Raw genomic sequence first — 19,351 nt, 5'->3', positions numbered from 1 at the left:
TTGTCGTATATTCCATACTGTAAGTTGGAAGAAATTTGGTACAGAAAGTTTTGTGGCGAAAAAGCAAATACTCCTAGAGGATTTTTTTATAATTTAACAGGGCTTGGTAAAAGCAGGTGCCTGGAAGAAAATCTCCATTACTGGGATAGCATAATGAAGAGTACGAGAGGGAAAGTTTTAAAAAGTAACGGAAAAATTGTTCTGCCTTTGTTTCATTTGACTAGTAATGGCAATACCAGAAGTGGCGAAAAAATATTGGGGCAGGACTATGGTTATCTAAAGGAGGTAGCGTGTAAAAGTGATTTGCAGAAAAACGATTATATAGGCATAAAATATTTTACAGTAAAAGAGTTTATAGATACTCTTAACAAAAATGGGATAGTGGTATATAAGGATAAAAAAGAGAAGTTTGACTATTCCAAAATGGATTCAAAGGATCTTCTTAATATTATTAACTGTAAAAATGTTGATGAACAGGGTTATTTATTATGGGCAAAAATTGGTGATACGAAAATAAGTGGGGATTTATTTGCTAAGGCATTGGGGCTTCAATCAACCAGTTTGCAAATTGATGAGTGCGAAAAGGGAATTAGAGTTACTACAAAAGGCATAGGTCATGGCTTTGGAATGAGTTTATCCTTCGGGAATCATTTAGCGAAGGAAGGGGCAAACTGGAAAGAAATTTTACGAAAGTTTTATGACTGTTCTATAGTAGATAATTGAAAAAATCTTCATTTTTTGAATAACTTTCATTTTACAGGTCATACTATCAGTGAGGTGATAAGTATGGATAAGAAATTTATAACTGCAGTTATTGTTTGTGTTGTAGCATTAACGGCTGTGGCAAGTGGAACATATTTCATTGGTCAAAAAGGCAGGGACAATGTTGTAAATTTAAGAGAAGCAAACAATGACGCGACAACGGCAGAGGAAAATGTTAAGGTAGCTCAGGACAAAATTCAGGAAACTACTGAAGGTGACAGAGTTGCTGATGATAGCACTTATAGGGGAAGTACAGAAGGTGAAACCGAGATTGTAGCAAACAATCAGGTAGTTGAAGCCAACACAGAGTCAAATGTAAAAGAAGATGAATACATGTATGGTTTGTCATCTGAAGCTGCGGCTCAAATTAAAAAACTGAAATTTAATAAAAACAGTCAGTTGTTGTGGCCGGTACAGGGAAATATTGTAATGCCTTATGATATGGAAAGTACAGTGTATTTTTCAACTTTAGGTGAATATAGAACTAATCCGGGAATTGTAATTGGTAGCAAAAAAGGCGAGCCAATTAAAGCAGCAGCGGATGGGGTTGTGACAACTCTTGATGAAGATGAAGAATTGGGAATTTGCATAAATCAGGCGATCGGAAACGGCTACATTGCAACTTACGGTCAGGTTATTAATCCGGAAGTCGCAGCAGGAGATTATGTTGAAGCAGGTCAGACAATTGCGTATGTTAATGAACCAACAAGATACTATTCAAAGGAAGGGGACAACATTTATTTTGCAATCGCAAAAGATGGAAATCCAATAGATCCTTTAAATTACATTAATTACGAAGATTAAGTGCCATAAAAAATTATTTGTAAAAAAATATTTGTAAAAAATTCTATATGTCGACCATAAATGTAAGATTACAAATCTTTCATTAGTGGTCGGCATTTTCTGTTATAATACATTTAAGTGAAGTAAGTTTTGCATAACAAAAATGAAAAAACAAAACCAAAAGTTAGTTCTATAAAAAGAAAACAGAAAAAGCAAAACCAGAAAGTAGTTCTGGAAAACGAAAAAGGAAAAAGCAAACCAGAAGTTAGTTTTTCATTCAATCACCCTAATAATTTTTTTGAAACAGTGAAAAAACGAAAAAACAAATGGAAAAAAACAAATGGAAAAATTTTTTGAAAAAATAACATTTTCGAAAAACGCAGGATTATTATGTATAGAAGCTTCAAAAAACGGAGGAATAAATGATAGCGCTATATTTAGCATTAGTAGATGAAGAACAAAAAGACAAGTTTGAACAGGTATATTATAAGTACAGAAATTTGCTATATTACGTAGCTTATGAAATTTTGCAAAATGAAAGAGATGCGGAAGATGCAGTTCAGGAAGCGTTTCTTCGTGTGGCAAAAAACATAGCGAAAATTTCTGATACATATAGCAATGAAACGAAAAATTTTGTGGTGTTAATTACAAAAAGAGAAGCTATGAAAATATACAACAAACGAAAAAAGAGAGATGAGGACACAGACATTGAACTGGAAAAAGTGAGAGTTTCAGAGGCGAAAATGGTTAATGCTGTTAAATTTGCCATTGAAAAAATGCCGTACAAATACTCGTCTTTATTAACACTTAAGTATGTGATGGGATATTCGGGAAAAGAAATAGCTGAAATCACAGGTTTAAGTGAAACAAATGTAAGGCAACAACTTTTTAAAGGAAGAAAATTGTTGGAGTCTATGTTGGAGGAGGAATGAAAGTGAAACTAAATGATGACGTATTGAAACAGGCACTTGTTTTACATAATCAGGAGACAATGGAGCAAATTTCTGACATTATCAATACGCACAATTTTTCTTATAGATTTGAAAAGAAAATAAGAAGAATAAGTAGGGCGCAGAAGAAGTTTGGCGGAAACATGATAATGGAAAGGTGTACAAGATATTGTTCAAAAATTGCAACTTTCGTTTTATGTTTAGTTGTTGTCAATGTTACTTTTGTAAAAGCTTTTGACATAAATTTGTGGCAGATGGTAGTTACACAAACTGAAAATTTTATCAATGTGGACTTTACACAAACTGAAAATGATAATAGTAAGGTTGCAAAAGGAAGCAGAATGATGATAAGTAGCACCCCTGACGGTTACAAAAAAGAAAGCGAGTATTTTTCAGAAGAATTGTCGGTTCAACATTTTGTAAGTGACAGTGGAACGATTAGTTATACGGAAAGTTTGGTAAGTGACACAGCTAAGATTAAAGCAAAAGCTGAAAAAACGAAAACTGTAACAGTAGGTGCCAAAGAAGTTTTGATATCTTTTGGAGCTGAAAATATAACTGCCATGTACACTGATGACAAATATTGTCACACAGTTGAGGTACAGGGAACAGATGCAGACGAAGAATTTGTCATAAACATTATTTCTGAACTGGAGGCACGAAAATGAAAAAAATTACAGGACTAATAATATTTTTGCTGGCATTTACTACTGTTTTTACTTTTTCATTTGACAGTGTAAAAGCAAAAGAAGCAGGCACTAGCAAAGTACAGAGCAATGCCATAAAAATAAAACTAATAAACAGTTATGTTGACACAAATACTTCTGAAATTGTTATAAGAATAAAAAACAAGAATTCAAAAACAATACAGTTAAAAGGTATAATGCTAACTGACAGTGAGAACAAAAGGTACAAACTACCTTCTAATAAAATCAAAATTCAAAAAGGGAAGACAGAGTATACAAGTATTCCTTTAAAAAAAGAAGCTGGTCAGTATAAATTAAGTTTTATTTTCAATAAGAAAAAAGTTGTTAAAACAATACCTTTAAATGTTGAAAAAGTCGTGCCGTCGGAAAATGACAAAAAAACTGCCAGCAACATTAATAACAATAATGGTAGTGACAAGAATAATAGTGGCATTGGTGGTAACGACAATAATAGTGGTGATATTAATAATGACGGAAATGGCGACCAGAATAATAATGGTGGCATTGACAACAACGGTAATAATGACAAGAATAATGACGGTAACAATAATAAATACATCCCAGCTAATATTACCAACAAGGACATAACAAATACTAAATCCAAACAACATTTAGGTCAGATCCTTTTAAACAGGGATTTTCGAATTGACAAAAAAGGAAAAAGCAATATTGTTATTTTTTCGGAGAACAGCTACAAAGATACATACAAAACAAAAATAAAAGTAATAATAAAACGGAAAAACAAAAAAGGATTTAAAGTATGTAAAAAATATGTTGAAACGAAAAAAAGTAATATAGCTTTTCTAAATAAAACTTTTAAATTGAAGAAAAAAGGAAAATACAAAATGGTTGTGAAAATAACCAGATACAAGAAAACGGTTAAAGGAACAGTGAAAGAGAGCAGCATGTATGCATCAAATACTGTAAAATTCTAATAGGAGGTATCGTATGAAAAGAACAATGAAAAAAATAACGGCAATGATAATAGTGGCAGGCATGCTTTTAACTGTAATGCCATACGTAGGCTATCAAAATGTAAATGCCAAAACTACAACAACAAAATGCCCAGCAAACAAGGGAAACAAAACGAAAACTACAACAACAAAATGCCCTGCAAACAAAGGAAGCAAAACAAATAAGATATATCTCTACAAGTCAGGAACTAAAAGTAGCAAAAAAACTAAAACCATACGAGTATATCAAACAAAGCAGCTTTATTTTAAAGGTATGGGGAAAGCAAAAAAAATCAAGTGGAAAAGCTCAAGGAAAAAAGTCGCAAAAGTTTCTAAGCAGGGAATTTTGACAGGGTTAAAAACAGGTAAGACAACAGTAACAGCCAAAGTCAAAAAGACAAAATACCAGATTAAAATAAAAGTTAAGAAACCATTGAAAATCAAGGGGGAGAGCGTGGGTGGCTCTCAGTTGAAGCAGGGCATATTTATTAATGACTACTATGCTTCTGATAAAAATACATTAATAAGTCCTACTTCAATAAACATAGCTCTTGGAATGGTTCTTAATGGAGCAAAAGGAAATGTTTTTTGTCCTAGCAATGTAGAAAGAAATCAGCAGGTTTATGTAACTCCAAAAAGTGAAGTCGAAAAATATCTCGGAAATAAAGTAGATAAATACAACGATTATGCTAAAAAAATAATGGACGCAAAAGATAACTCCACGTTAAAAATAGCAAATTCAATATGGTACAAAAGTGGAATTAAACTAAGTGATACTTTTGAAAATGCAGTGAAAAAATACTACTATGCCACAACTAATGAAATTCCATTTGACAATACAGGGGCGGATCAAATTAACAAATGGGTGAATGACAATACAGATGGCATGATTGATAAAATCATAGATAATATTGACAAGAGTGCCTATGCATACATATTAAATGCAACGCTTTTTAACGGAAAGTGGACATGGAAATTTGACACATCAGATGTTAAGAGCAAAAAATTTAAAAAATTTGACGGAAAAAAAGTAAACGTTGAAATGATGGAAGAGGAAAGCAATAGTTATTACGAAAATGACTATGCATTAGCTTTTGAAAAAACTTATGAAAAAGATAAGAAATACTCATTTATTGGTATATTGCCAAAAGCAAAAGGAAGTTTCAAACTGGAAAACATTAATATTGAGGAACTTTTGAAGAAAAAGAAAAAAGATCAGGTTCAAATAGGAATTCCGAAATTCGAATATGCCTGGAAGAATAATATAAAGTCTTCATTAGTAAGTGCCGGAGTAAAAGAAATTTTTAACAAATACATACCTGCATTAAATCCAATGTTTGATGACGCAGATTCGAGTAACAAATATGTGGATGAGATAATTCATAGCACAGCCATTGAAATGAATACTGACGGAACGAAAGCGGCCGCCGTAACTGCAGCTGTTGCTAAAGCAACATCAATTAGAACGTGTTCAAATAAAATACTGCTGGACAGACCGTTTGCTTACATAATAAAAAATAACAAAACAGGAGAAATACTTTTTATTGGAAAAGTAGTTGATCCAACATTGAAATAGTAAAAAGGCGCATTAAGTTGCGTCTTTTTTTGTAGCAAAAGCCTGACAAGCGATATCGTGCTTGCACGAAATATCATTTGTCAGGCGTAAGAACATCGAAAAGCTATGCTTTGAGATGCCTGCTATCTGCAATCGAGTAGGAGTCAGCCTACTCGATTGACCACAGATATATTGTAAACTTCTTGTAATAGTGCCATAAAAAAGATAAAATAAAAGAGATATTATTGTACGGAAAATAATGAAAATATAGAAAACAAATGAATAAAATTACATACATGGAGGACAAAATGGGAAAGTACATAATGGCGCTTGATCAGGGAACAACAAGCTCAAGAACAATTTTATTTGACAAAGGAGGCAATATAATTTGTCAGGCAAATAAGGAATTTGAACAGATATTTCCAAAGGCAGGCTGGGTTGAGCATAATCCGGAAGAAATTTGGATGACACAGGTTTTAACAATGGGAGAGGTAATGCGAGAGGCAGGAATTGACGGAACTGACATTGAAGCAATAGGCATTACAAATCAAAGAGAAACAACCGTTGTGTGGGACAAAAACACTGGGAAACCAATTTACAATGCAATTGTCTGGCAGTGTAGAAGAACTTCTGACATTGTGGATAAATTAGTGGCAGATGGACTGACAGATACAATAAAAATTAAAACAGGACTTGTACCTGATGCCTATTTTTCGGGAACGAAAATTAAGTGGATTCTTGATAACGTAGCAGGAGCGAGAGAGAAGGCTGAAAAAGGCGAGCTTCTTTTTGGAACAATTGACTCATGGCTTATGTGGAAATTAAGTGGCGGTGTAATTCACGCAACAGACTATACAAATGCAAGTCGAACTATGATTTATAATATCAATGATTTAAAGTGGGACGAAGATTTGCTTGAACTGTTAAATATACCTAAATCAATGCTACCAAAGGTTATGCCGTCAAGTGGAATTTTCGGGTACACAACAGCGGAACTATTAGATGCAAAAATCCCAATAAGTGGTGTGGCAGGGGATCAGCAGGCAGCTTTGTTTGGTCAGTGTTGTTTTGAAAAAGGTGACGTAAAAAATACATACGGCACAGGGTGCTTTTTGCTTGCAAACACAGGTGACAAAATTGTTAAATCAAAAAATGGATTAATCACAACAATAGCCGCATCAACAGATAAAGTTGAGTATGCTTTAGAGGGCAGTGTATTTGTGGCTGGGGCAGCGATTCAGTGGCTTAGAGACCAGATGCATTTGGTTGACAGTGCAGCAGAAAGCGAGGATGTTGCCTCAAAAGTTCAGGATACAAACGGAGTCTATGTAGTTCCCGCATTTACGGGGATGGGTGCTCCATATTGGAAACAGGATGCAAGAGGCATGGTAGTTGGAGTAACAAGAGGTACAAGCAGAGAACATTTTGTAAGGGCAACTTTGGAGTCTTTGGCATATCAGACTAACGATGTATTACAGGCAATGGAACAGTATATGGGACAGCCAATTAATACAATAAAAGTAGACGGCGGTGCCTGTGCTAACAATCTGTTAATGAAGTTTCAGGCAGATATTTCCCAGAAGAAAGTTAAGCGACCTTCAGTGATAGAAACTACAGGGCTGGGAGCAGCATATTTGGCAGGTTTAGCCACAGGTTATTGGAAAAACAAAGAAGAGATAAAAAGAAACATGTCAATAGATAAGGAGTTTGTTCCACAGATGAGTAAAGAAGACGTTCAGGAAAAACTAAAGGGCTGGAACAAAGCTGTAAAGTGTGCAATTATTTATAGTGAAGAATAAGATAAAAGTAAGACCGGATTGTTGTTTTGACAATAACAATCTGGTCTTATAAGTTTTTAATAAAATGACTATATTAATGATACCATATGCTGATATAATCAGAACAGATATAAAATTCATATTAACCATATATGAATTACTTACATTAGGAGGAAAATTATGAATAGTAAAGTAGTATCAAAGATTGTATTAACAGCACTTTTTGCGGCATTAGTTTATGTTGCAACTTCAATTATCAGATATCCTACATTTGGAACTCAAGGTTATATAAATATTGGAGATAGCATTGTATTATTAAGTGCATGGCTTATTGGTGGTGTTTATGGAGCACTTGCAGCTGGAATCGGTTCAGCATTAGCTGATCTTTTAGCACAGTATGTAACTTATGTACCGGGAACATTTATCATTAAGTTTTTAATGGCACTTGTTGCATATTTAATTTTTACAGCACTTAAGAAAACAAATATTAACAAAGTTGTAGCTTACATTGTAAGTGGTGTAGTTGCAGAATTAATTATGGTATTTGGTTATTTCTTATATGAAAGCACAATATTAGGATATGGACTTGCAGCAGCAGCTTCAATTCCAAGTAACGCCATTCAGGCTGGAACATGCTTAGTAATTGGTTGCATTGCAATCGGAATTTTAGAAGGCGCAAAAGTTCCAAATTTACTTAAAAAATACGTGTAGATAAAGTCCCCCAATGGTGAGAACCATTTTTATAAAACTTTAAGGTAAAGGTTGAATTTATTTCAACCTTTGCTTTTACGTTAGGGAGAAATATTGTGGAGTACCAGATATAAAAATGTGTAATTAGAAACAGTTTGTTAAGCATATAAAAAGTTTTAGTAATTATAAATAGCAGATTAAACATGGAAAATGTTGAAAATATTATGGAGTTACTTTCTTATTAAAGGAAAATATATTTGTAAATAATATAATATTGGTATAAAATATAAAAAGATATTAAGATTAAAAAGTTATTTTTTATAACTTTAGGAGGCGTAGAATGTATACTGAACTTACAAAACAGGCAGAAGAAGTTACAAGAGAGATTGTCGAAAAAGCAGGACTTACAAAGGGACAGATTTTCGTAGTAGGCTGTTCATCAAGTGAGATTTGCGGAGACAAAATTGGAACTAATTCAAACCTTGAAGTGGCACAGGCTGTATTTAAGGGAATTTATCAGGTTTTACAGGAAAAGGGCATATATTTAGCAGCCCAATGTTGCGAGCATCTTAACAGAGCAATTATCGTTGAGAGAGATGCAGTACCTTTTTCAGACATAGTTAATGTTGTGCCTCAACCAAAGGCAGGTGGTTCTTTTGGAACAACTGCATACAAAACATTTGCAAATCCTGTTGCAGTTGAAGAAATCAGAGCTGATGCAGGAATTGACATAGGTGGAACACTTATCGGCATGCACATTAAGAAGGTTGCCGTTCCTGTTAAGTTAGAACATAACAAAATCGGTGAAGCAAACGTTCTTGCTGCAAGAGTTAGACCAAAATTCATTGGCGGAGAAAGAGCAGTGTATAACAAAGATTTAATGTAAAAAGTTTTAATTAAATAAATTTACTTAGAAAGCAATTCGTAGACCTAACTTAAAGGGATAATGATACAGAATTGCTTTTTATTTATGGAATAAGAAATTTCTCCGGAATTTCTTATTCCATAAATAAACGTTCCACTAGGGATATACTCTGGCGTGAAAAGAAAATAGTTGCGGACGGGCATGCATTGGTTGCGTAGAATGTCGCAAGCGACATTCTTTATTATTAAAAGAAGGGAGAAGGCGGTTGTATTTTAAGAATACATCGTGTAAAGAACAGATGAAAATATTGAAAAATAGGAAAATGATATCTTATCTGCTTATTGTATGTATGGTTATTACATATGCACTACCTAATAGCTTGGTAAAGGCAAAAGAAAATAAAATATCAGGTCAGTGTGGACCTACAGCATATTTTCAGTTAGAAAAAGACGGAACATTACGAATTACAGGTAGTGGTTACATAGATATTAACCAGTTTCAGGATTTGCAGGATGCACATTTGGAGGATAAAACAATAAGAATTGTTCTTGAGAAAGATATTAAAAATGTTCCTGACGAAATATTCAAAAATTATACAAAAGTTGTAGAGGTTGAATTGCCAAATCATTTGGAAACAATCGGGAAGAACTCCTTTGCAAACTGTACTGCATTGAAAGAAATAATTCTACCGCGCTGGCTAAAGACAGTAGATGATTATGCTTTTTTTAATTGCACAAGTCTTGAGAGTGTGTATATGTTGTTATGTACTTACACGAAAAGTTATATAAATTACGAAGCAGGAACCATAAGTGATTATGCTTTTTATGGATGTAACAATATTAAAGTAGTATTAACAGGTGTTAGTCAACCGTCTAAAATGCCACAGCAGTGGCCTGAAACAATAGAAAAAGCTTATGGCAACAAAAGATGTAAAATATGGCAATATACAGGTGAGAATGTAGAAAAAATTAAACTTAGCGCTGCATCTACTCCTTCGGATAGTATAAATTATGTTATTTTCGGTGATGAACTTTCTATTATAAATAATGAGGGGGTAATAGATACGGAAATATCCTGTAATTCAAAAAAAGTTATTGTATGTGGTGATATAACTGCAATAGAGGAAGGAGGATTCAAAAACTATACTAATTTAGAGGAAATTTATTTACCTGAAAGTATTGAAAGAATAGAATACGGTGCTTTTAGAGGTGATTCAAAATTAAAAGAAATTACAATTCCAAGTAAGGTACCCAAGATAGAAAATCATACCTTCGATAATTGCTCTGAATTGACTACTATGACAATCAAAAATCCTAATGTCGAACTGGCAAAAAAAGGTATGCCTATGAATTTGAAAACAATATATGGCTTTAAAGGGTCTACAGCAGAGACTTACGCAAAAGAAAACGGAATAGATTTTATAAGTATAGATTTGGATTATGAAAACAATGATGGAGAAACATCAGATAGTACAAGTACGGAAACAAGCGGTAATGTAACAACGGAAGCGACTAACAATACATCAACGGAATCTGGTGAGTCTGAAACATCTACAACTGAAGAGAATACACCGGTTGGACCAACAGAAACAACCCCAAATAGTACATCTGATATAAACCCAACAGAAGATGCAGAAAATCAGACAACAACTGATATTACAGCAACAGATAAAAACACTGAAGATACAGGCAACCAGCCGACACCTGAGAGTACGACTACAGATAAGAATACAGAAAACATAGGCAGTCAGGAAACACCTGAGAGCACGACTACAGATAAGAATACAGAAAACATAGGCAGTCAGGAAACACCTGACAGTACGACTACAAGTAAGAATACAGAAGGTACAGGAGGTCAAACGACACCTGTTAGTGCTACCACAAGTAAGAAACTGGGAAGTCAGACAACATCAGGCAGAAATAATACTGAAACTACTAAAGGACCATTTGATATTACACCATCGGGCAAATTCAAAATAAAAAGTGTAAAAGAACTGAATTACCATTCTGTGAAATTGTCATGGAAAAAAATAAAGAATGGCAATAGTTACAAAATATACAAAGCACAAAAAGATGGTCAGTTCAAATTAATCGGAAAAACAAAAAGCAACATATTTATTGATTCAAAGGTAAAACCTGGTAAAACATATTTTTACACAATACAGGCAACTGGAAAAAATAATAAAGTAACCTGGTCAGTCATTTGGTCAACATATGTTAGAGGCGTGCCTAAAAAGCCTAAATTAACTTTAAGAAAAAGCAAAACCATATGGATTTTGTCATGGGGAGTAATAAAAGACAACAGCAAAGGCGTTGAGGTGTATATGAGAAAAGGCACCCAAGGAAAATTTAAAAAAGTGAAAACAATTAAAAACATAAAAAAGAGCAAAAAGAAAAAAGGTGCTACAGGAATGACGGCTGATGTAAGCAGGCTGAAATCCAAAGGAACTTATTTATTTAAAATAAGAACCTACGCTATAGTTAATGGAAGAAAAATTCATAGCCGTTGGTCTAAAACAAGAAAAGTTAAAAAATAGAATATAAGAGAGAACAAGAGGTCAGTTTGAGAAAAAATGGTATATAGTGCTGTGATATAATTACGTTATCGGAAACGTATTATAAAAAGATTCTAAAGTAATATATATGGTAATGAAATGGGCACAAGTAAGTGCAAGAAGTAGTATGTTAGACGAGCCAGATATACTACTTTAGAATAAGTGAAAAGGAGAAAAAGCTTATGGAGAAGTACATGAAGAAATTATCAGTATTTGTAGTTGCAATAGTGATGTCACTTATATTAATCCCAACAACAAATACAAATGCAGCACAAAAACCAAAACTAAACAAAAAATCAGCAACAATTTATGTTGGAAAAACTGTTAAACTTAAGGTAAAAGGTAATAGAAAAAAAGTTAAATGGTCATCTTCTAACAAGAAAGTTGCAACAGTAAGTAGCAAAGGAAAAGTCAAAGGTAAGAAAGCCGGCAAGGCAACTATTACTGCGAAAGTTGGAAATAAGAAACTAAAATGCAAAATTACTGTTAAACAAAAAAGTGTCAAAAAAGCGAATAATAAGAAACCTGTTGTTACATATACAAAGACTTCGGTAAAACAGAAAATAGCAAATGCCTGCAAAAAATACGGCAAGTATAGTAGTGATTCAAACGGCTCATATTATTATTTAGATGCAATTAATGAAAGCACTAATATGTGTGTATATACACAGGTTAAATATTATCCAAGCACAGATATTATTAGGATAAATAATTTAAGTGGATATGATAGATCTAATATGAACATTATGGTATATTTCGATATTGAAAGTGTAAGCGACAGTACATGCAGTGTTACTTTTTATGATGGAGATTCACAGTATTATGGTAATGGTATAATGTACAAACTGTTAATGGATGAAGAGTCAGCTGTAATCTTTTATGATACAAACATGTCATACACATTGGAAGATACTGCAGAAAAATTAACTACTACATCAGCAAGATTAGCGTTGACTGTGTTTGAACAAATCATGTTATCATATAACGTGGGTGTAACATCAGCAGATTTAGGATTTTATTAAAATTTTATAATCATATTAAAAATTAAGAGATATTTATGAAGACATGAGAATTGATTCAAAAATATACACTCCACGTGACAGTCAAGCTCATTCATATCCCCACTGGCTATTTCGTAGAGCACTGCTGTCAGATAATATAAAAAGTAACCGCCATCTAGCCTGAAAATAGTGGCGGTTACTTTTTTAACCAAAACAATCAGGACTAACCGTCTATCGGTAGTACCTTTTGTAATATTATAGTAGCAGATGGTTATTGATATTTCAAGAGTATTTTGATTATACAACTTATGAGCAACCACCAGCTTAAATCAGCTTTCCTAATTTTCGATTGAGATTGTCGCAAAATTAAAATAAAAAGTTGTTGTCTAAGCATGAAAGTTTTGAAACATCTAACACATTCGAATTGTGACTGTTTTATATATATAAATAACATATTAGGTTGGAGTAAAAGTGACTATAGTGGTATTGTGTGATATAATTTATATATAAAAAATAAGCGTAAAATAACACAAAAAATCTCAAATTTATAGAACATAATAAGAGGTTATTCGTGGCAGGAGGGTAGAAAGATTATGAACATATTTAAGAGCTGTAAAAAGACAATTACATATTTAGTAATATTAAGTATGGTTGTAGCAGGAGTAGTTCCTACATCTTTTGTAAAGGCAGAAGAAGAGAATACATCGGAAAATACTACAGAAGATTCTTTAATTTACAAAAACATCAAAGGTCAATGTGGTCCACAGACTTATTTTCAATTGGAAAAGGATGGAACACTGCGTATTACAGGTACGGGAGAGATAGATATAGAACAGTTTGATGACCTTCAAAAGGCAGAAATCTCTGATAAGGTTTTAAAAGTTGTCATGGACAATGAAATTACAAATATACCTGATGGAATGTTTAAAAACTATAAAAATATTAAAGAAGTTGAGCTTCCAAATGGTCTTGAAATCATAGGCAAGAATGCTTTTGCAAACTGTAAAAGTTTGAAAGAGATAGTATTACTCAGGCATATAAGCAAAGTGTCTGACTATGCATTCTTTAATTGTACGGGGCTTGAATCTGTATACATTTTTTTAACATCTAACGCAAATCCAAATGGACATTATGATACAATTCCATGTGGAACAATTGAAGAGAATGCTTTTTATGGATGTAATAATATAAAAAAAATAACATCAGCATATACAACAAATTTTCCAAAATCATGGCCCGATAGTGTAGAAGAAATACATGCAAATTTTAGATCAGGTTTAGCATCATATGCAAAAGAACATGGAATTACCTTAATAAAATTTGAAAGTTCTGAATATCAGACCTGGCCTGATGTTGGGGAAAATGTGGTAGGTTATACGGATGGATTCTATTTTGTTGGTAATAAAGGTGTTATTATTAAAAAAGATATATTGCCGGAGTTAGGCTGTAAAACTGTAATAATGGGCAATGGAGTTGAAGGAATTGAGACATCAGGGATGAGTTATAAAAGAGAACTTGAATATGTTTACCTGCCTGAAAGTATTAAATACATTGAAAATTATGCGTTTCAATATGATGCAAAACTTAAAGAAATCACAATTCCAAGTAAGGTACCCAAGATAGAAAATCATACCTTCGATAATTGCCCTGAATTGACTACTATGACAATCAAAAATCCTAATATCTAACTGGCAAAAAAAGGTATGCCTATGAATTTGAAAACAATATATGGCTTTAGAAATTCTACAGCACAGCAGTATGCTGAAGAAAATGGGATCGAGTTTATCAGTATTGATATTGATAAGGAAGAGGAAACAACTACTACGGAATCAACTACTCAGGCTACAACGATTACAACTACAAGTCAGATTACAACGCCAGAACTTATCACTGATCCAATTACATCAGAGACTACAGCAGGGTCAACTACTGTTCCTAAAATATCAGAAACTGTAACAGACCAAAAAGTAGAAACGACTGAAAATACAACTGAAACAGAAGAAACTACTATGAATTCAACAACTGTCAATGTTACATCTGCAGATGTCAGTACAACAACAGAAGAAAGCAAAACAAATGAGAGTTTTTCGGAAGAATCAACATCAGATTCAACTACCGATAAAATATTTTCTACTACAATTATAACTGAAAAACAATCTTTTGAAGTTGTGACATCCGGTGAAACTGACAGAAAAGAAAAATTTTCATTAAGCAGTGTTAAAGAGAAAAATTATCATACAGTCAAATTGACATGGAAAAAGATAAACACATCAAAGGATTATGAGATATACAGAGCTGAGAAGAAGTCGGGAAAATACATATCTGTTAAGAAACTGAAAAGTGGTGTTTATTCCGATTCAAAAGTTAAGGCTGGAAAGAAATACTTTTACAAAATAAAAACTACTTCAAATGATGGTAAAGTCATATGGTCGGGTACTAAAGAAATTTATGTAAAGGGCACACCTAACAGACCTAAACTGTCCATAAAAAAGACCAAAAGTAAATGGACACTGACATGGGGGATAATTGGTGATAACAGCAAAGGATTGCAGGTGTACATGAAAACCAGCAAAAAAGGTAAATTTGTAAAGGTAAATGAAGTTAATAAACTTAAAAAGAAAAAGAACAAAAAAGGTATAACCGGTATGTCCGGTAGCCGCAGTTCTTTGGATAAAAAAGTTACATATTTCTTTAAAGTAAGAACCTACGCAGTTGTAAATGGCAAAAAGGTTTACAGCCGATGGTCTAAGGTAAAGAAAATGAAAGGATAAAAGTAAAAAGATATGTTATCTATCAAAGTGGTAGATAGCATATTTTTTTGTGGGAAAATTGGTTAGAAAGGGGTCAGTTGTTGAAAAAAGTGGGAAAGAGTGTATGGTATAATAGTTTTATCATTGAAATTGTAGAAAGAGGTAGTAATATGGCTAAGCAAGTTAAATTTGGAGAAAAAGATTTAGAATTAGTAAAAAGGATAGAAGATTTTCAAAAAGAACAAAAATTGCCATCATTTATTGAAGCTGTTCGTGTACTTTGTGAAAAGGGATTACAAGTAAACGAAATTATGAAGTATTAGGAAAAATAGAGAAAGGAAATGTCAAACTATGAAACAGATAAAGAAAAAAATAGCTATTGTACTAACATTAATTTTGTCAATATCGATGATACCAACAATGGATGTAAGTGCAGCAAAAAAAGTAAAATTAAGTAGGACAACTGTAACTATTTATGTAGGAAAGACAGTTACTTTGAAGTTAAAAAATAACAAAAATAAAGTAAGATGGAGTTCATCTAACAGAAATATTGCTACAGTTACAAAAAAAGGTAAGGTTAAGGGGAAGAAAGCCGGCAAAACAACAATTACTGCAAAAGTAGGAAAGAAAAAGTATCGATGCAGGGTTACGATAAGGAAAAAATTTACAAAACATATAAGACCACAGCCAACTACAAAGCAGACGGAACAACCAATAACTAAACCTTCGAAACAAGAATTGTCAATTACTGATTATTACAATAAGTTGAAAAATTTTATTATTTCAAATGGGCTAGCAAGTAATAATTTTGAAAATAAATATATGCAAATATATCATAATGATCTTATTTATGAATGTAGCTTAATATATAATAAAAATACAGATATGTATAGATTTGAAGTTGTGGCAAATATGAGTGAAAAGGGCACAATATGGTTTAATATGAGTAAATCTCCAATTATTAAATATGAAATATCAAGTGTTTTTTTTAACTATACAGCACAGTCTAATTTTGAGGGAGCAAAATATACTAAAAACAAAAATACTACTGTAGGTTATGTAATAAATAGTAATAGAGGTGCATCTTCTGAAGATGAAATTAAAGATTATGCAAATACTTATTTGAGATTAAATTTTGTTTTGATGGATAGAGTAATAGGTGGCAAAGTTAAAATATCGTTGGCAAATTTGGGAATGACTGATTATAACAGAGATGTTGCGGTCAAATTACCGTACATTAAGGATTCAAATAATAATGTAGAACATCCAACAACAGTCAAACCAACAGAATCTACAACAGTCAAACCAACGGAACCCATAACAGAACAACCTACGACAGTCAAACCAACGGAACCCATAACAGAACAACCTACGACAGAACAACCTACAACTCAGGCGACACCATTTAAAACAAAAGAAGTGTATGGTGGTGTAGAAGTTTCTGGGTACAAAGGATATGACAGTAATGTAGTCATACCAAATACAATCAATGGGAAAAAAGTTGTTGCTGTTGGAGAACGTGCATTTGTTGGATATAGCGAATTAGAAAGTATCACAATACCAGATGGGGTTGTAAGTATAGGGAATGAAGCATTTTATAAATGTAATGGTCTGAAAAAAATTATTCTTCCAAATAGTTTAAAAAGCATCGGAGATAATGTATTTAATGAATGTTGTACATTAAGTGAAATTACTATACCTGAAAGTGTAACCAATATAGGAGAAAGTGCATTTAGTGGATGCAAATTATTATATTCAATTATCATACCAAAAGGAGTGACAAATATAAAAAATGGTACATTTAAGTACTGTTCAAATTTAACTGATATAACAATCCCCAATGGTCTGACAAGGGTAGGAGAAAGTGCATTTGAAGGATGTTATAAACTAATAAAAATTGATTTTCCTGAAGGTGTGACAAGTATAGAAAAAAACACATTTAGTGGATGTAGCAGCTTAAAAAACATGACGCTTCCTGATAGTTTAAAGAAGATAGAAAGTGGTGCATTTGATTATTGCAGTGAGTTGTCAAGGATTATACTTCCCGATAATTTGATAAGTATTGGGGATGGAGCATTTTCTCAATGCAGAAATTTAATTGATATAGAAATACCAGAGAGTGTGACAAGTATAGGAGATGTAGCTTTTTGTGAATGTAGTAAATTAGAAAATATTACATTAACGGATGGAAAAATAAATATAGGATATAGTGCGTTTAGGGGTTGTAGTAGTTTGAAGAGTATAACAAATTCAAATAAATTTGCAAAAGAAACAGATTTAGATGGTGGTGCAAGTATAGGTCTGAGAGCGTTTGAGAATTGTTATAATTTGCAAAAAGTGATAATTCCAAATGGGGTAACTCAAATAGGTGAAGGAGCATTTAGAACTTGTAGCAGTTTGAAAAGTATCACAATACCAAACAGTGTAACCGATATAGGTGAAGGAGCATTTTCTGAATGTAGCAGTTTGAAAAGTATCACAATACCAAACAGTGTAACCGATATAGGTGCAGGAGCATTTTCTCAATGTAGCAATTTAGATGATATAACAATTTCAGAGAGCCTGACAAGTATATGTGGAACAACATTTTATAAATGTACTAATTTAAGAAATATAACCTTACCAGATAGTGTTATAAGTATAGGTGGCTTGGCATTTAAAGAATGTACTAATTTAAAAAATATAGATATGCCCAAAACAATGACTTACATTGGAAATGATGCATTTAGAAATTGCATTAATTTGGAAAGTATAATAATTCCGGAAGGCTTAACGAGTATATCCGATGGCACTTTCTCGGGATGTAGTGGATTGATTAGCGTTACGATTCCAAATAGTGTAGCAACTATACAACATTATGCATTTAATCAATGTACTAGTTTGAATAGAGTTATAGTTTCAGATAGTATCACAGAAATAGCAACACCAGATAATGCAACAGGAATTGAAACTGGCGCTTTTTATTGCTGTAGTAATTTGAGGAATATATCAATTCCAAATACTGTATCAAGCATAGGAGAAGTTGCGTTTAAAGGTTGTAAAAGTTTAGTTAATGTCACAGCAAAAGGCGTAACAGATATAGGGAATTTGGCATTTTCTGAATGTAGTAGTTTGGAAAGTATCACTATTAACAAACAGGTTTCCTATATAGGAAATAGCGCATTTGATGAATGTACAGATCTTACTGAAATTATTACATCTGATGTACAAATAGGTATAAAAACATCAAATAATGTGGTGGGTATAGGAGATAATGCATTTAAAAATTGTAAAAAATTAAGAAACGCCATAGTTCCAGATAGGGCAACAAGTATTGCTAATGGTGCATTTTTTGGTTGTATCAGTCTTGTTAGTATAGTAATTCCAAAGAGTGTAACGAGTATCGGGACTATGGCATTCTTAGGATGCATTAATTTAACAAGTATAACAATTCCAAGTAGCGTTACTGCTATAGGTGAAGGTACATTTTTAAATTGTAATGCCCTAACGGAAATAAAGGGAGTGAAAGGTTCGTTTGCAGAAACCTGGGCAAAAGAAAATGGATATACGTTTATAGTACAGTAAAGAAAAAAGTAGTTGATTGAGTTCATATAACAATATTGTGTTCTCAATCAGCTATTTTTTATTAAAGTTGAATGAGTGGAAAAAATGATGTGTGAGGGGGCAGTTGTTGAAAAAAACGCCATATATTATATGAAAAAGATTATTATAGTTCTGATAATGAGTTTAGTGCTAAATTATTTGTTTCAGGAAAGAAAACTTACGATGCTAATGGATCAAATTATAGTTCATATGTACCTGTTGGATGGAAATTATATGATTCAAATGGTAGTGTAGTTGAAACAGGAACAGTATATTCACCTGATATAGCAGTGGGAGAGAGTTTTACTGATGCATATGGTTATATTAGTACGGACTTGAAACCAGGATATTATAATTTAGTATTTATAGATACTATATAGGTAGATACTTAGGTTGAGAGGAAAGACATAAAGTTAAAACC

At 32.7% G+C, this 19,351-nt stretch carries 16 protein-coding genes; all 16 read left to right on the top strand.

All coding sequences use genetic code 11. The features are described 5' to 3' along the window. Nucleotides 1–24 precede the first annotated feature (24 nt). The 16 genes from DW006_RS00435 (at nucleotide 25) to DW006_RS00360 (ending at nucleotide 18,912) form a co-directional block, all read left to right on the top strand. Nucleotides 25–723 carry a hypothetical protein gene (locus DW006_RS00435; protein ID WP_147337624.1) on the top strand — a complete coding sequence of 233 codons (699 nt, stop codon included), beginning with the start codon at nucleotides 25–27 and terminating at the stop codon, nucleotides 721–723. Nucleotides 724–786: 63 nt separating this feature from the next. Then, complete coding sequence (locus tag DW006_RS00430) at nucleotides 787–1,566, top strand: peptidoglycan DD-metalloendopeptidase family protein (protein WP_117998442.1); 780 nt, start codon at nucleotides 787–789, stop codon at nucleotides 1,564–1,566. 129 nt (nucleotides 1,567–1,695) lie between these two features. Beyond that, entirely contained in the window at nucleotides 1,696–1,902 is a 207-nt protein-coding gene (locus tag DW006_RS00425; protein WP_117998439.1) for a hypothetical protein, read from the top strand. Nucleotides 1,903–1,967: 65 nt separating this feature from the next. Continuing rightward, nucleotides 1,968–2,477: a sigma-70 family RNA polymerase sigma factor gene (locus DW006_RS00420; protein WP_117998436.1), complete on the top strand. Its 510-nt coding sequence runs from the start codon at nucleotides 1,968–1,970 to the stop codon at nucleotides 2,475–2,477. Continuing rightward, nucleotides 2,474–3,163 carry a hypothetical protein gene (locus DW006_RS00415; RefSeq protein ID WP_117998433.1) on the top strand — a complete coding sequence of 230 codons (690 nt, stop codon included), beginning with the start codon at nucleotides 2,474–2,476 and terminating at the stop codon, nucleotides 3,161–3,163. The genes DW006_RS00420 and DW006_RS00415 overlap by 4 nt, the downstream gene beginning before the upstream one ends. After that, nucleotides 3,160–4,137, top strand: a complete 978-nt coding sequence (locus DW006_RS00410; RefSeq protein WP_117998430.1) for a hypothetical protein — start codon at nucleotides 3,160–3,162, stop codon at nucleotides 4,135–4,137. The genes DW006_RS00415 and DW006_RS00410 overlap by 4 nt, the downstream gene beginning before the upstream one ends. Before the next feature lie 13 nt (nucleotides 4,138–4,150). Next, nucleotides 4,151–5,731 carry a serpin family protein gene (locus DW006_RS00405; protein WP_117998427.1) on the top strand — a complete coding sequence of 527 codons (1,581 nt, stop codon included), beginning with the start codon at nucleotides 4,151–4,153 and terminating at the stop codon, nucleotides 5,729–5,731. A gap of 287 nt (nucleotides 5,732–6,018) precedes the next feature. Beyond that, on the top strand, nucleotides 6,019–7,509 hold the full coding sequence (gene glpK, locus DW006_RS00400; RefSeq protein WP_117998424.1) for a glycerol kinase GlpK: 1,491 nt from the start codon (nucleotides 6,019–6,021) through the stop codon (nucleotides 7,507–7,509). Between the two features lie 159 nt (nucleotides 7,510–7,668). After that, on the top strand, nucleotides 7,669–8,199 hold the full coding sequence (locus DW006_RS00395; protein ID WP_117998421.1) for an ECF transporter S component: 531 nt from the start codon (nucleotides 7,669–7,671) through the stop codon (nucleotides 8,197–8,199). A gap of 319 nt (nucleotides 8,200–8,518) precedes the next feature. Beyond that, on the top strand, nucleotides 8,519–9,064 hold the full coding sequence (locus DW006_RS00390; RefSeq protein ID WP_117998418.1) for a TIGR01440 family protein: 546 nt from the start codon (nucleotides 8,519–8,521) through the stop codon (nucleotides 9,062–9,064). A 244-nt stretch (nucleotides 9,065–9,308) separates the two neighbouring features. Then, on the top strand, nucleotides 9,309–11,579 hold the full coding sequence (locus tag DW006_RS00385) for a leucine-rich repeat protein (RefSeq protein WP_117998415.1): 2,271 nt from the start codon (nucleotides 9,309–9,311) through the stop codon (nucleotides 11,577–11,579). Nucleotides 11,580–11,779: 200 nt separating this feature from the next. Continuing rightward, nucleotides 11,780–12,619: an Ig-like domain-containing protein gene (locus DW006_RS00380; RefSeq protein ID WP_117998411.1), complete on the top strand. Its 840-nt coding sequence runs from the start codon at nucleotides 11,780–11,782 to the stop codon at nucleotides 12,617–12,619. 572 nt (nucleotides 12,620–13,191) lie between these two features. Continuing rightward, nucleotides 13,192–14,286 (top strand): leucine-rich repeat domain-containing protein, encoded by a 1,095-nt coding sequence (locus DW006_RS00375; protein ID WP_117998407.1) that lies wholly within the window; start codon nucleotides 13,192–13,194, stop codon nucleotides 14,284–14,286. Nucleotides 14,287–14,307: 21 nt separating this feature from the next. Beyond that, nucleotides 14,308–15,369 carry a hypothetical protein gene (locus DW006_RS00370; RefSeq protein WP_117998404.1) on the top strand — a complete coding sequence of 354 codons (1,062 nt, stop codon included), beginning with the start codon at nucleotides 14,308–14,310 and terminating at the stop codon, nucleotides 15,367–15,369. A gap of 149 nt (nucleotides 15,370–15,518) precedes the next feature. Then, entirely contained in the window at nucleotides 15,519–15,671 is a 153-nt protein-coding gene (locus tag DW006_RS12000) for a hypothetical protein (RefSeq protein ID WP_158561024.1), read from the top strand. Nucleotides 15,672–15,699: 28 nt separating this feature from the next. Beyond that, entirely contained in the window at nucleotides 15,700–18,912 is a 3,213-nt protein-coding gene (locus tag DW006_RS00360; protein ID WP_117998396.1) for a leucine-rich repeat protein, read from the top strand. Nucleotides 18,913–19,351: the final 439 nt, after the last annotated feature.

This window comes from Eubacterium sp. AF36-5BH (assembly GCF_003460505.1).
GTDB lineage: Bacteria > Bacillota > Clostridia > Lachnospirales > Lachnospiraceae > Eubacterium_G.
The sequence above is the reverse complement of the archived record's forward strand: the minus strand, read 5'-3'. Positions and strand labels throughout refer to the sequence as shown.